The 13,169-nt window shown below is 72.8% G+C and carries 12 protein-coding genes; 9 read left to right on the plus strand and 3 right to left on the minus strand.

The window, feature by feature from the left end:
• The first annotated feature begins 90 nt into the window (after positions 1 to 90).
• Positions 91 to 690 (plus strand): class I SAM-dependent methyltransferase, encoded by a 600-nt coding sequence (locus ACFCV8_RS13030; protein ID WP_376685380.1) that lies wholly within the window; start codon positions 91 to 93, stop codon positions 688 to 690.
• 21 nt (positions 691 to 711) lie between these two features.
• Here ACFCV8_RS13030 and ACFCV8_RS13035 read toward each other — a convergent pair whose 3' ends face one another.
• Entirely contained in the window at positions 712 to 1,614 is a 903-nt protein-coding gene (locus tag ACFCV8_RS13035; RefSeq protein WP_376685381.1) for an oxygenase MpaB family protein, read from the minus strand.
• A gap of 116 nt (positions 1,615 to 1,730) precedes the next feature.
• Here ACFCV8_RS13035 and ACFCV8_RS13040 point away from each other — a divergent pair, with 116 nt between their 5' ends.
• The gene (locus tag ACFCV8_RS13040; protein WP_376685382.1) at positions 1,731 to 2,069 is read left to right on the plus strand and encodes a hypothetical protein; all 339 of its coding nucleotides are present in this window, start codon (positions 1,731 to 1,733) and stop codon (positions 2,067 to 2,069) included.
• A 135-nt stretch (positions 2,070 to 2,204) separates the two neighbouring features.
• Positions 2,205 to 3,056 (plus strand): hypothetical protein, encoded by an 852-nt coding sequence (locus ACFCV8_RS13045; RefSeq protein ID WP_376685412.1) that lies wholly within the window; start codon positions 2,205 to 2,207, stop codon positions 3,054 to 3,056.
• Positions 3,057 to 3,120: 64 nt separating this feature from the next.
• Here ACFCV8_RS13045 and ACFCV8_RS13050 read toward each other — a convergent pair whose 3' ends face one another.
• Together ACFCV8_RS13050 and ACFCV8_RS13055 are read right to left on the minus strand one after the other, a co-directional pair.
• The gene (locus tag ACFCV8_RS13050; RefSeq protein ID WP_376685383.1) at positions 3,121 to 3,303 is read right to left on the minus strand and encodes a hypothetical protein; all 183 of its coding nucleotides are present in this window, start codon (positions 3,301 to 3,303) and stop codon (positions 3,121 to 3,123) included.
• Positions 3,304 to 3,388: 85 nt separating this feature from the next.
• Positions 3,389 to 4,516 carry a fatty acid desaturase family protein gene (locus tag ACFCV8_RS13055; protein WP_376685384.1) on the minus strand — a complete coding sequence of 376 codons (1,128 nt, stop codon included), beginning with the start codon at positions 4,514 to 4,516 and terminating at the stop codon, positions 3,389 to 3,391.
• 297 nt (positions 4,517 to 4,813) lie between these two features.
• On the opposite strand from ACFCV8_RS13055, the gene ACFCV8_RS13060 reads away from it, so the two are divergent.
• The 6 genes from ACFCV8_RS13060 to ACFCV8_RS13085 all read left to right on the plus strand — a co-directional run bounded on the left by ACFCV8_RS13060 (position 4,814) and on the right by ACFCV8_RS13085 (position 13,131).
• The gene (locus ACFCV8_RS13060) at positions 4,814 to 7,702 is read left to right on the plus strand and encodes an SNF2-related protein (RefSeq protein WP_376685385.1); all 2,889 of its coding nucleotides are present in this window, start codon (positions 4,814 to 4,816) and stop codon (positions 7,700 to 7,702) included.
• Positions 7,699 to 9,045 carry an SWF or SNF family helicase gene (locus tag ACFCV8_RS13065; RefSeq protein WP_376685386.1) on the plus strand — a complete coding sequence of 449 codons (1,347 nt, stop codon included), beginning with the start codon at positions 7,699 to 7,701 and terminating at the stop codon, positions 9,043 to 9,045. Before ACFCV8_RS13060 ends, ACFCV8_RS13065 begins: the two co-directional genes overlap by 4 nt.
• A gap of 154 nt (positions 9,046 to 9,199) precedes the next feature.
• Positions 9,200 to 10,549: an esterase-like activity of phytase family protein gene (locus tag ACFCV8_RS13070; RefSeq protein ID WP_376685387.1), complete on the plus strand. Its 1,350-nt coding sequence runs from the start codon at positions 9,200 to 9,202 to the stop codon at positions 10,547 to 10,549.
• 463 nt (positions 10,550 to 11,012) lie between these two features.
• Complete coding sequence (locus tag ACFCV8_RS13075) at positions 11,013 to 11,468, plus strand: hypothetical protein (protein WP_376685388.1); 456 nt, start codon at positions 11,013 to 11,015, stop codon at positions 11,466 to 11,468.
• Complete coding sequence (locus ACFCV8_RS13080; protein WP_376685389.1) at positions 11,465 to 12,478, plus strand: acetamidase/formamidase family protein; 1,014 nt, start codon at positions 11,465 to 11,467, stop codon at positions 12,476 to 12,478. The genes ACFCV8_RS13075 and ACFCV8_RS13080 overlap by 4 nt, the downstream gene beginning before the upstream one ends.
• A gap of 59 nt (positions 12,479 to 12,537) precedes the next feature.
• Complete coding sequence (locus ACFCV8_RS13085) at positions 12,538 to 13,131, plus strand: N-acetylmuramoyl-L-alanine amidase (RefSeq protein ID WP_376685390.1); 594 nt, start codon at positions 12,538 to 12,540, stop codon at positions 13,129 to 13,131.
• Positions 13,132 to 13,169 lie beyond the last annotated feature (38 nt).

A 13,169-nucleotide genomic window follows, 5' to 3' on the forward strand; every position in this document is an offset into this window, starting at 1 on the left:
CCCTTTCCGGGAGCGCCCGGGCCCGCGGCGGCCGCCCCACGGTGTCCCGTCCGGATATCGCTCCCGCGGCGCCTGCGTGATGATGTCCGTATGGCCGACGACCTCAGAGACGTCCAGGAGTTCTTCGCCGCCCGCGCGGCCGACTGGGACAGCCGCTTCCCCGATGACGGCCCCGCCTTCGCCGCCGCCGCGGACGCGCTCGCGCTGCGGCCGGGCGACGCGGTGCTCGACGCCGGCTGCGGCACGGGACGGGCGCTGCCCGCCCTGCGCGCGGCCGTCGGGTCACGGGGCACGGTGCTGGGCGCGGACGTGACCCCGGCGATACTGGAGGAGGCAGTACGTGCCGGGCGCGACCGCGAGGGGATTCTGCTGCTCGCCGACGTCGCGCGGCTGCCTCTGGGGCCCGGCGTGCTCGACGCGGTCCTTGCGTCCGGCCTGATCTCCCACCTCTCCCGCCCCGGCCCCGATCTGGCGGAGCTCGCCAGGGTGGTACGGCCGGGCGGGCTGCTGGCACTCTTCCATCCGATCGGGCGGGCCGCTCTCGCGGCGCGCCACGGCCGCCGCGTCACCGACGACGATCTGCGGGCCGAGCCCAACCTCCGGCCGCTTCTCGCGCGTGCGGGCTGGCGGCTCGACGCGTACACCGACGAGGACGACGGCTTCCTCGCCCTCGCCGTACGGGCGCCCTGAGCCCGCCCGGCACACGCGCGGTCACTCCGCCGGGGCTCCGGACCCGCGATGGTGCGGGACCGGGCAACCACCGACGCCGGGGCGGGGGAACGTACCCAGCCCGGAGACCTCGTGGCCGTTCGGATAGCCCTTGATCTCCGGGTTCTGCCGGGCGTAGTGCGCGGTGGTGCGCGGCGGCAGAAGCCGCACCGCCCTGGCCCTGAGCCGCAGGGCGCCGCCGGTCAGACGCCGGGCCGTGGCGCCGGGGCGCGGGTAGCGGAAGGCCCGGAGCAGGGAGTCGTCGAGCAGGGCGAGGGCGGCCCTGCGGGCGACGGGGGCCAGCGGTCGCGGATACCAGGAGCCCATCAGGTCCAAGGTGGCGTCGGAGACCCGGCGCGCCCCTTCGTCCCAGCCGAAGTGTTCCGCCTCGTAGTCGTCGAGGGTGCGCTCGAAGTCCTGGTAGGTCGTCGGCAGGTCCTTGATCCCCATGTGCTCGCCCAGGGCCCGGTAGTAGGCGGCGCAGGCCCGCAGCTCGTGATTGGAGAGCCGACGCCAGCCGTAGTCGTCGAGCCAGCGCTTCGGGGTCACGACGAAGGTGCACAGCACATAGCGCATGTCGTCGTTGCTGATGTCGTAGCTGCGGTGCATCTGGTTGATCCGGCGCAGCGCCGAGCGGCCCGATCCGCTGTCGAAGCCGTGCTCCAGGACCGCGTCGAGAAGCAGCGCGGTATCGTCGTAGCGCTTCTGCGAACGATCCGTCAGTTCGGCGGTCTCCGCGAGGAGGCGGCCGATGCTGGGCACGGCATAGGTGCGGTAGAGGGCCAGTTCCAGCGCGCGGGCGATGTCCCAGGGGAACTCGTAGGTCGCCGTGATCCGGTAGATGCGCAGGAAGTCGCGCTCCGGGTCCAGGCTCTGAATCTCCCTCAGCCGGTCGTACCGCTTCACCGTGCTGCCCCCTTTCGTCGGCCGGAGGTCCAACTCTACGTCGGTGGGGAAGACCACAGGAGGGCATGGAAATGCCGCGCCCGCACAGTTGCACGGAATGACGGAAGGCGGTCCTCATGATCGACATAATCGGCGGCCTGCGCCGGGCGGTCACCTTCGAACGCAAGGAGGACCGGCCCGCGCCGCCCGCCAAGGAGGCTCGGCGCAGACAGCCCAATCTCTTCGAGGCGGCCGCCGTCTTCGTCGCGGCGTCCGCGACGGAGGACCAGGCGCGGGCCGAGGAGGCGAGCGGCTGGGTGTCGCCCGAGGCCCTGTCCTTCGGGGTCAGCGAGCTGGCCTGCCGGGCCGTCGTCGCGCTGGCCCGCGAGCGTGGCGAGTCTCCTCAGGACGTGGCCCGTGCGCTGCTCGGCCTCCCCGCCGACCGGGCGGTGCCGGTCGTGGAGCACCGCTCCTGAGGAGGGCGGCACGCCGGGCCACGTGCGTACCCGCTTCGTTTGTCAGGGCCTCGACGAGCGGGTTACTCACTCGTTAAGGTGCGCCGACGACCAACGACGAGGGACGAGGAGGGTGCCGTGGCCACGCCGGACGACATGGTCGCCGACGACGACGCGCTGTACGTGCTTACGGCGGCGCTGCTGACACCGGCGCACTTCCCGACCGTCCTCGGCGACGACTATCCGGCCGCGTGCGCGGTGTTCGGCGTCGAGCCGTACGCCGAGGGGTACGGGCTGGTGCTCGGGCAGGACGGTTCGGGCGCGCGGTGGACCGTCGTCGTCGACGACGTGTCGCTGGTCGCCGTCGCGATCGCGGCCTGGGACTGCGGCATGGAGCACGAGCTGTCCCCCGACGACCGGTCGGTGGTCTGCGCGCTCCCGGGCTGGCCGCTCCCGCTCGCGGTCGCGGCTCCCAATGTGGCGGCGCCGCACGACCCTCCGCCGGACCCGAAGGCCGGGGACACGGCTCCGGTTCCGCTGACGCCGCCCGACACGGAGTCCTGGGGGCCCGCCCAGCGACGCATGGGGGCGGACGAGATCGCGCACCAGTGGGCGGCCTGGCGCGAGCAGATCGACGATTCGGCCGATTTCGCCTCGGCCGCGGGCTCCCCGACCCCCGACTCTCAAGCTGAGGTGAAGGGTGAGGTCGAGGACGGTGCCATGGCCCCGCCGTCCAACGCGCACCCCGGCGTACGGCGCGTGCTCGCGGAGGCCCAAGGCTATGTGGACTCCCCGCCGCCGCCCGGCCGCGTACGGTCCTCCTTCGCCTCCGACGACGCCCGGATGCTGCGCGCCGACGGCCCCGGCTGGTCCCTGGTGGCCCGGACCGACGACATCGCGTTCGTACTGCTGGACGAGGAGCCGGGCGAGGTGCTGCCGGTCGGGCGGGGCGCCGAACTGCCCGGCCTGCTGGCGGCGCTGGACGCGCTCGCGGTCCGCCCGGCCTGACGCCTACGCCGAGGCGCGGGCAGGGCGGGGCCGCGCACGGCCCCGTGGCGCTCGGGGGCCGTCCTCAGCGGCCTATCTCCTTGCGGGTGATCCGGCGGAGCCTGCGCCGCTGCCCGGGGTCGAGCAGCAGATAGGCGACAGCCGGAACTCCGACCAGGACCAGCAGCGACAGCCAGAAGCCGATGAACGGCATCAGGATGACTGCGGCGATCACACCCCCGATGGCGATCTTCGCGCTGTTCGACATCGTCCGTGCCTCCTTCGCGGCCCGAAGCCGCATCTGCTGTGAGAACGCTTGTGCGCTTCCGTCGGTTCCGGGGAGCCGCGACCGTTCAGCGCAGGGGTTCGCCGACCTCGTGCATGTGCCGCAGCGCCTGGCGGTAGGACTCGACCAGCCCGGTCTCGGCGTACGGCATGCCCAGCGCCTGGCAGTGGGCCCGCACCATGGGCTGGGCCAGGCGCAGGTGGGGCCGGGGCATGCTCGGGAAGAGGTGGTGCTCGATCTGGTAGTTGAGGCCGCCCAGGAACCAGTCGGTGAGGATGCCGCCGCGCACGTTGCGCGAGGTGAGGACCTGGCGCCGGAGGTGGCCCCAGCGTTCGCCGTCCGGGTCGGGCATCTCCATCCCCTTGTGGTTCGGTGCGAAGGCCATGCCCAGGTGGAGCCCGAACAGCGCGTGGTGGAGGAGCGCGAAGACGACGGCCTTGCCCGGCGACAGGACGGTGAGCAGCAGGGCTGCGTAGAGACCCAGGTGGGCGACGAGGAGGAGGGCCGACAGCAGGCGTTCCCGGGCGGGCTGCCGGCGCAGGTACTGGAAGCCGGAGATCTTCAGTGCGATGCCCTCGAGAAGCAGCATCGGGAAGAAGAGGCGCGCCTGGTTGCGGGTGAGCCAGCCGGCGAATCCGGCGCGCCGGGCGGCTTGGTGCTGCGTCCAGACGAGCGCACCCACCGCGACGTCCGGATCCTTGTCGATGTGGTTGGGGTTGGCGTGGTGGCGGGCGTGCTTGTCGTTCCACCACGCCTCGTTCATGCCGAGCAGCAGATTGGCGTGGACCAGGCCGATGGCGCGGCCCGCCCGGCGGCCGCCGGTGATCTGGGCGTGCCCGGCGTCGTGCCCGATGAACGCGGTGCGCGCCCAGAAGACCGCCAGCGGCAGCGCGAGGAACAGCGTCCACCAGGTGTCGCCGAGCAGGAACATGCCGGTGATCACGGCGGCCAGCGCGGCCAGGTTGACCGCGATCCCGGTCGCGTACCAGCCGGTCCGCCGGTCCAGCAGGCCCTGCCCCTTCACCGCCCGGAGCAGGGGTGTGAAGTCGCTCCCCTGGGACGGCACGGCTGTTGCGGCACACTCGGTGTCCGTCGCGCCTCCCGCTGCGGTGCGGCAGGCGGCGACACCTTCCGCGACGGCGTCTCCCGCACCGTCCCTGGTGGCTCCCGCCGCGGCGGCCATGGCCTGGGGCATGATGTCTCCGGTCTCTGAAATGCTGCGCTGACCTGGAGAAACGTAGGGCGGCGGAGGGTGCGGCAGCTATGGCGCCAGCACCCGAGATCCCCGGGGGCAAACCCCCTCCCCATAGGGGTGCTGGCTCCACCCCGATGGCCGGAATGATTCTTTCCGGGACTGGCTCGGCACCCCGGGCGGGCAACTATGTCCCAGGTCACAGCGGCTCCGTTCACGTTCCCGGGCAGGGGTGGGGTACCCTCGGCGCCCCCGACGCCCCGACATCCACTAGTCAAATTTGAGGAATTCGGCTTCGCTGTGCACAGACTTCCTGCCGCAACGCTCTCCGAGATTTCCGCCCTCTCCGCCTGTTCCGTGGTGTTCCTCCCCGACGACCCCGCCCGCACCGGCCGAATCGCCTTCTGGCATCCGGACGGCAGCGGTCCGCCCGACGGCCCCGGGTCCGTGGCGGAGCTGACCGTCGTCGGCCCCGACGTCCAGCCGTACGCCGTACCGGCGCGGCTGCTCCCGGTCCGGGACGCGCTGCCCGTGCTGACCCGTGCGCGGGCCTCGGCGCACGCTTCCGGCGCGGCCGCGTTCTGGGGCGCGGCCGCCCTGCTCGCCCTTCAGTTCGCCGCCCGGGGCCTGCTGCTGCCCGGGCTGAGCGCCACCGATCACGATGCCTGGCGGGTCGGGCCGCTGACCGCCGACGACCAGGCCCTGATCCGGACGCTCGCGGCCTCGATGCCGCCGACCGCCCACGCGGTCCCGCTCGACGGGACGGACGCCGAGCCCGTGCTGCTGCCCGAGCCCGAGCGGCTGCTGCGTGCCTTCCTCGACGCGGTGGCGGACGGCCTGCCCCGGACCCCGGCCGCCGCGCTGGCCGGTGGCGGCCCGGCGTTCACCGCGGACGAGCCCCAGCATCTGCCCGACCGACGGGCCTGGGCGGCCGACATCGCGGCGGGGCACGACGCGGGTGTCCGGCTCTCGCTCCGGGTGGAGGTGTCCGGGCTCGCCGTACCGGACGCGCAGGCTCCGGGCGAGGAGGCCGGGACGGGGTCCGGTGGCCCGGCCTTCCGGGTGGTGCTCCAGATCCACAGTGTCAGCGACCCCACGCTGGTCGCCGACGCGGCCGAGGTATGGGCGGGTGACGCGCGCATCGCAGCCGCGTTCGGGCCCCGTGCCCGGATGGACACCCTGCTGGCGCTGGGCCGGGCCGCCCGGGCCTGGCCCCCGCTCTCCCCGCTGCTGTCCGCCGCGGTCCCCGACGCCGTGGAACCGGCCGACGACGAGCTCACCGAGCTCCTCGGCCCCGCCGGACGGGCGCTGGCCGCGACCGGCGTCCAGGTGCACTGGCCCAAGGAACTGGCCCGCAAGCTCACCGCACGCGCCGTGATCGGACCGCCCAACGACGAGCGGGACGGCCCGGCCGCCATGGAGTCCGGGGCCGCCCCGCTGCTGTCCGCCGACGCGCTGCTGGCGTTCGACTGGCGGTTCGCGCTGGGGGATCAGCAGCTCGACCGCGCTGAGCTGGACCGGCTCGCCGAGGCGAACCGGCCGGTGGTACGGCTGCGGGACCAATGGGTGCTGATCGACCCGGAGGAGGCCCGTCGCGCCCGCGAGACCCAGGACCGCAAGGTCGCCCCGATCGACGCGCTGGGTGCCGTGCTGACCGGCTCCGCCGAGGTCGACGGGCGCCGGGTCGAGGTGCAGGCCACCGGCTGGCTGGAGCGGCTGCGCCGGCGCCTGGCCGATCCGGCCTCGGCCGAACAGTGGATCGGCCCGCCCGAGGCCCTGGCCGCCACCCTGCGCGACTACCAGCTGCGCGGTCTGAACTGGCTCCACACCATGACCTCGCTCGGACTCGGCGGCTGCCTCGCCGACGACATGGGCCTCGGCAAGACCATCACGCTGATCGCGCTGCATCTGCACCGCCGGACCGTCGAGTCCGCCGCCGGTCCGACACTGGTGGTCTGCCCCACTTCCCTGATGGGCAACTGGCAGCGGGAGATCGAGCGATTCGCGCCGGGTACGCCGGTGCGCCGCTTCCACGGCGGCACGCGCAGCCTCGACGATCTGTCGGACGGCGAGTTCGTCCTCACCACGTACGGCACCATGCGGCTCGACGCGGCGAAGCTCGCGGAGATCGGCTGGGGCATGGTCGTCGCGGACGAGGCGCAGCACGTGAAGAACCCGTACTCGGCGACGGCCAGGCAGCTGCGGACGATCGGCGCGCAGGCCCGGGTGGCGCTCACCGGCACTCCCGTGGAGAACAATCTCTCCGAACTGTGGGCGATCCTCGACTGGACCACACCCGGTCTGCTGGGCCGCCTCGGCACCTTCCGTACCCGCTACGCACGGGCCGTGGAGGGCGGTGATCCGGCGGCCGCGGAACGGCTCGCCGCACTGGTGCGCCCGTTCCTGCTGCGGCGCCGCAAATCCGATCCCGGCATCGCCCCGGAGCTGCCGCCGAAGACCGAGACGGACCGCACGGTGTCCCTGACGGCCGAACAGACCGGGCTGTACGAGGCGGTGGTGCGCGAGACGCTGACCGCCATCTCGGCCGCCGACGGCTTCACCCGGCGGGGCCTGGTCGTCAAGCTGCTGACCGCGCTCAAGCAGATCTGCAACCACCCGGCGCAGTACCTGAAGGAGGAGGAGCCGCGGATCGCGGACCGTTCGGGGAAGGTCGAGCTGCTGGACGAACTGCTGGACACGATCCTGGCGGAGGGGGCGAGCGTGCTGGTGTTCACCCAGTACGTGCGGATGGCCCGGCTGCTCGAGACACACCTGGCGGCGCGCGGGGTGCGTACGCAGTTCCTGCACGGCGGTACGCCCGTCGCGGAGCGCGAGGCGATGGTCGGCCGCTTCCAGGCGGGCGAGGCACCGGTCTTCCTGCTGTCGTTGAAAGCGGCCGGCACCGGGCTCAACCTCACCCGCGCCGGTCACGTCGTGCACTTCGACCGCTGGTGGAACCCGGCGGTCGAGGCGCAGGCCACCGACCGCGCGTACCGGATCGGGCAGACCCAGCCGGTCCAGGTGCACCGGCTGATCGCCGAGGGCACCGTCGAGGACCGGATCGCCGCCATGCTGGCCCGCAAGCAGGGGCTCGCGGACGCGGTGCTCGGCTCCGGCGAAGCGGCCCTGACCGAACTGTCCGATGCGGAACTGGCCGAGCTGGTGGAGCTGCGAGGGGGCGCACGATGAGCGGCACGCACGAGAGCGACCGTGACGAGTACGAGCACGACGCGTACGCGGGCGACGGCGAGGACTTCCCCGGGCAGGAGCGGACCTTCGCCGCGCTGCCGCCCGCACAGGGCCGGGGCTTCGCCACCACATGGTGGGGCCGGACCTGGCTCAAGGCCCTGGAGGACACCGCCCTGGACGGCCAACAGCTCAAGAAGGGGCGGAAGTTCGCCCGCGAGGGCCGGGTCGGCGCGGTCTCCGTACGCCCCGGCCGGATCACCGCGCTGGTCCACGACGGCGACTCCACGTACCGCAGCGACGTACTGCTCCAGGAGCTGGGCGGGGCGGACTGGGAGCAGTTCCTCGGCATGGCCGTCGAGCGGGCCGGGCACATCGCGGCGCTGCTGGACCGCGAGATGCCGCCGCATCTGGTGGAGGACGCGGCGGCGGCCGGGGTGGAACTGCTGCCCGGGATCGGCGATCTGGACCCGGAGTGCACCTGCGAGGCGTGGGACCACTGCCCGCACAGCGCCGCGCTCTGCTACCAGGTGGCGCGGCTGCTGGACCAGGACCCGTTCGTGCTGCTGCTGATGCGGGGACGCGGTGAGCGGCGCGTCCTGGACGAGCTCCAGATCCGCATCGCGGCCCGTGCGGAGGGCGGGCCCGTCGCGGCGGACAGCGGTTCCCCCGTGCCGGTCGCCGACGAGGGCGTACCGGCCGACGAGGCGTTCGCGGCCCGGGACATCCTGCCTCCGTTGCCCGCTCCGCCGCCGCTGCCCGACGCACCCGGGCCGGCGCCCTCGCTGGACACCGACACCGACCCGCGGGCCGGCATCGATCCGGCGGCGCTGGAACTGCTGGCGGCGGACAGCGCGGCGCGCGCCCACCGGACGCTGGCCGAGGCACTCGCCCCGGGCCACCAACGGCAGCTGCCGCCGACGGCGCTGACGCCACGCCAGGACGCCGTGCGGATCGCTGCCGAGACCCGTCCGGAGCCGTGGATCGCGAAGCGGCTGGCCGCCGGCTCGCAGCGGTGCACCGCCGAGTTCGACGCGGCGGTGCGGGCCTGGCGGTACGGAGGGGTGGCCGCGCTCACCGTGCTGGAGGAGGAATGGGCCCCGGACCCGGAGGCGCTGGCCAGGGCACGTGCCCGGATGGCGGCGGCCTGGGAGGAGGGTGAGCGGCCCCGGCTGCGGGAGGCGGGCAACCGCTGGACCTCGGCGGACGGCGGCGTGCAGCTCCGGTACGGGCCGGACGGGCGCTGGTGGCCGTTCCGCGAGAAGGACGGTCGCTGGGTCCCCGCCGGTCCGGCGGGCGAGGATCCGGCGGCCGCGCTGGGCGGATCGGGTCCGGCGGACGGCTGAGGCCGCGTCAGCGGAGCACGACGACGGGCGGGGCCGCCCGCTCCCCCTGTCCGTCGTCGTGTTCTGCCCGTGCGTTCAACCGGATGTCACCTTCCGTTGAGCACGGACGCGGAACCTGACGGCCGTCAGACCTGTTCGTGCCCCAGGAGGCCCCATGTCCGTGCGTGTTGTCCGTCGTTCCCTCGCAGCCGGCCTGCCGCTCGCCGTACTCGCGACGGTGTGCGTGGCCGGGACCGCGACCGGTGCGCCGAACCGGCACGAGCGCCCGGAGCGTCCGGCGCGGATCACTGGCACGGCGGTCCTGGGCGACGTACCGCTGGGCGGCTTCAGCAACGGGCTGCTGCCCGGCACGGTCCTGGACGACCGCGGGGTGAAGCTCGGCGGCATCGGCAGCGACATCTACCCCGCGGAACGCCGGGGCGAGTTCTGGACGGTCACCGACCGGGGCCCGAACGGACAGATCAAGATCGACGGGAAGAAGCGGCGCACCTTCCCCGTGCCCGGGTTCAACCCGGCGATCGTCAAGGTGCGGGTCGCCGGGAAGCATCTGCGGGTGGTGGACGCGATCCCTGTGACCACCCGCTCCGGCGCCCCGGTGACCGGTCTGTCCAACCAGCAGGGCCGCGACGAGGCTCCGTACGGCTACGACGCGCGGACGCCGCTGACGTACAACCCCAACGGTCTGGACACCGAGGGCATCGTCCGCGCCACCGACGGCAGCTTCTGGCTCGTCGACGAGTACGGCCCCTCCCTGGTGCACGTCTCGGCCCGCGGCAAGGTGCTCACCCGCTATGTTCCGCGGGGCCTGGATCTGACCGGCGCGGACTATCCGGTGGTGGAGGCGCTGCCCGGCGTGCTGCTGCACCGCAAGATCAATCGTGGATTCGAGGGCCTGGCCCTGCTGCCCGGCGGCGATCTGGTGATCGCGGTGCAGAGCCCGCTCTCGCTGCCCGACCAGGGCGCGGGCGAGTCCTCGCGCAATGTGCGACTGCTGCGCTTCTCCACGAAGAAGCAGGCGGTCACCGCGGAGTACGCCTACCGCTTCGACCCGGTGGACGTCGTGGACCCGGGCCAGGACGACACCTCCGAGCTGAAGGTCTCCTCGGTCGTCTCGCTCGGCGGGAACGACCTGCTGGTCGAGGAGCGTACGGACCGGGCGGCCCGGCTGCACCGGGTGACGCTCCCGCAGGGCCGGGGCATCCTCGGCTCCGCGTGGGACGAGCCGGCGACGTCCCCCTCGTACGAGGAGCTCACCGACCCCGCCGCATCGGGCGTGCCGGTGCTCCGCAAGAGCCTGGTCGTCGACCTGGGCAAGGTGCCGGGCGTGCCCGGGAAGATCGAAGGCGTGGCGGTCACGGGCCGGGACACCCTCGCCCTCATCAACGACAACGACTTCGGGATGACCGACGGACCCGAGGCGTTCGACGCCGACGGCCGTCTGATCGACAGCGGCATCAGGACATCGGTGACGCAGCTGAAGCTGCCGCGCCCGCTGCGCGGCTGACCGGAGCGCGGCGCCTGCCCGTGGGCGCCGCCCCGCCCCGGTCCCCGGCGGCCCGTCCCGCCGGGGACCGGATTCCTGTCTCCACCACGCCTGTTCCCCACCCGTGCCGACATCGCCGTACATGCCGGTTCTCTCCCGCCCGCGTTCTCCCCGTCCGCCGGAACGCTTTCGTCCCCGCAGTCTTCCGTGATCCGCGCTGCGACCCGTACGGTAGGGCGCGCGAAAGGCACGGCCACACATCGGACACCGCCTTCCGGTCATCGGACACCGAAGGAGCCAGGGATGTCGGGGGAATCCAGCAGCGGGCTGTTACGCGACGCCATCGGGTCGCGCGAGGTCCTCTTCCAGAGCGTCACGGCGATGGCTCCCGCCGCCTCGATCCCCTCCGGTGCGGCGTTCGCGGGCGGCAGCCTGCCGCTCTCGGTAGTGGTGGCCCTGGTCGCCCGTCTCCCCGGTCATGGGGGTGGCGGCGCAGTTCGTGGTCGCGGTCGGCGCGACGCTCGGGCCGGGGTTCGCCCACGACCCGGTGACCGCGTTCACGCAGCCGGCGACGGTGATCGTCACCGTGATCATCGGTGTGTACATCATCGTGAACCCGTCGTGCGTCGGATACTTCCTGCGCCGGTGCCGCGACGCCTTCGACCCCGTACTCCATCTCCTGTTCCCGGTGCTGGGCATCGCGGCGTTCCTCCCCTCGCTGCTGACGGCCGCCGGGATCCCGGTCCTCGACTTCGTCTCCGAGCTCAGCGCGCCCGTTTCGTACGCCGGTCCGGTGGTCGGTGTCCGGATGCTGACCGGGATCGTTGTGCTGGTGGTGCTGATGCGCCGTCATCCGGAGCGGGTCGCGGAGACCGGGCGGATCCACCTCGACGACCCGGCACCGGCCGGGGACACAGCGACAGGAGCAGAGCAGCGATGAGCGACCCCCGTGTCCTGACCGTCCGTCCCGAGGAGGGCGAGTACGCCTGGACCTTCGGCGGAGCGGCCCCGGTGGCCCGGATCGAGCCGGGCACCTTCCTCGACCTGTACACGGAGGACTGCTTCGCCGGGCGGGTGCGTTCCGAGAAGGACCTGGTCTCCGAGGTCTGTGAGTTCCCGTTCCTGAATCCGCAGACCGGCCCGTTCCATGTGGTGGGCGCGGAGCCCGGGGACACCGTCGCGGTCCACTTCGTCTCGATCGAACCGGCCAGGGACTGGGCCGCTTCGACGACCGTCCCGCTCTTCGGGGCGCTGACCTCCACCCACACCACCGCGTCGTTGCAGGCCCCGCTGCCCGAGGTGGTGTGGATGTGGCAGCTGGACCGGACTCGTGGCACCTGCCTGTTCAGCGCCCGGGACAGTGACGTACAGGTGGAACTGCCGATGGACCCGATGCACGGCACGGTCGGGGTGGCTCCGGCCAATCTGGAGGTCCGTTCCGCTCTGGTGCCGGACGCGCACGGGGGGAACATGGACACGCCCGAGATGCGGGCGGGTGTCACCTGCTATCTGGGGGTCAACGTCGAGGGGGCCCTGCTGAGCCTGGGGGACGGCCACGCCCGCCAGGGCGAGGGCGAGACCTGCGGGGTGGCCGTGGAATGCGCGATGAACACGGTGGTGCTGGTCGAGCTGCTGAAGGGGGTCAGTACGCCGTGGCCGCGCATCGAGTCCGACACCCACCTGATGTCGACCGGATCGGCCCGTCCGCTGGAGGACGCCTTCCGGATCTCCCAGCTGGATCTGGTGCAGTGGGTGTCCCGCGACTACGGCCTGTCCGAACTCGACGCATACCAGCTGCTCAGCCAGGCCGGCGAGGCACCGCTGGCCAATGTGTGCGACACCAACTACACCAGCGTCGCGAAGATCCGCAAGGAGTGGCTGCCCACCGGTGACCCCCACCGCGGTCTCCACCGCCACCTGCGGGAGACCGCGGCGCTGCTCGCCCGCTGACCCGACCGGTCTCTCCTCCCCCGTGGTCCTTCCCCTTCCCCCCACACACAGGAGTGTTCATGCATCGCAGAAGGATTCTCCAGGGCGCCGCCGCCACCGCGGCCGCCGCTCTGCTGCCCGCCTCCGCCCGCGCCGCGGCCGCCACCACGGCGGGCGACACCGACTACCCGCTCGCGCACTGGACGCCCGCCTCCACATCGAACTACACGGCGTCGAGCCGCCCTTCGGCCTATCCCGTGCAGTACGTGATCATCCATGTCACCCAGGAGACGTACGCGAACACGATCAACATCTTCCAGAATCCGGCGAAGCAGGTCTCCGCGCACTATGTGGTGCGCTCCTCGGACGGCTACGTCGGACAGTGCGTACGAGAGAAGAACATCGCCTGGCACGCGGGCAATTGGGACTACAACACCCGCAGCATCGGCATCGAGCACGAGGGCTGGGTGGACCAGCCCTCCTACTTCACCAATGCCCTGTACGAGCGGTCGGCGCTGCTGACGGCGTCGGTGTGCGACCGCTACGGAATCCCGAAGGACCGCGCGCACATCCTCGCGCACGCCCAGGTGCCGGGCACCGACCACACCGACCCCGGCCCGCAGTGGGACTGGGTGCGCTACATCCGGCTCGTCAACCTGTACTCGGCCGGCTGACCCCGGCGCGTCACCCGGTCGCGTCACCCGGACCGGTG

It is taken from the genome of Streptomyces sp. NPDC056347 (assembly GCF_042262625.1).
In the GTDB taxonomy this organism is placed as follows: Bacteria; Actinomycetota; Actinomycetes; order Streptomycetales; family Streptomycetaceae; genus Streptomyces.

Bases quoted from the DNA above. Each gene is read 5' to 3' on its own strand.
- ACFCV8_RS13030 (WP_376685380.1), top strand. From the start codon at position 91: ATGGCCGACGACCTCAGAGACGTCCAGGAGTTCTTCGCCGCCCGCGCG.
- ACFCV8_RS13040 (WP_376685382.1), top strand. From the start codon at position 1,731: ATGATCGACATAATCGGCGGCCTGCGCCGGGCGGTCACCTTCGAACGC.
- ACFCV8_RS13045 (WP_376685412.1), top strand. From the start codon at position 2,205: ATGGTCGCCGACGACGACGCGCTGTACGTGCTTACGGCGGCGCTGCTG.
- ACFCV8_RS13050 (WP_376685383.1), bottom strand. From the start codon at position 3,303: ATGTCGAACAGCGCGAAGATCGCCATCGGGGGTGTGATCGCCGCAGTC.
- ACFCV8_RS13055 (WP_376685384.1), bottom strand. From the start codon at position 4,516: ATGCCCCAGGCCATGGCCGCCGCGGCGGGAGCCACCAGGGACGGTGCG.
- ACFCV8_RS13065 (WP_376685386.1), top strand. From the start codon at position 7,699: ATGAGCGGCACGCACGAGAGCGACCGTGACGAGTACGAGCACGACGCG.
- ACFCV8_RS13070 (WP_376685387.1), top strand. From the start codon at position 9,200: ATGTCCGTGCGTGTTGTCCGTCGTTCCCTCGCAGCCGGCCTGCCGCTC.
- ACFCV8_RS13080 (WP_376685389.1), top strand. From the start codon at position 11,465: ATGAGCGACCCCCGTGTCCTGACCGTCCGTCCCGAGGAGGGCGAGTAC.
- ACFCV8_RS13085 (WP_376685390.1), top strand. From the start codon at position 12,538: ATGCATCGCAGAAGGATTCTCCAGGGCGCCGCCGCCACCGCGGCCGCC.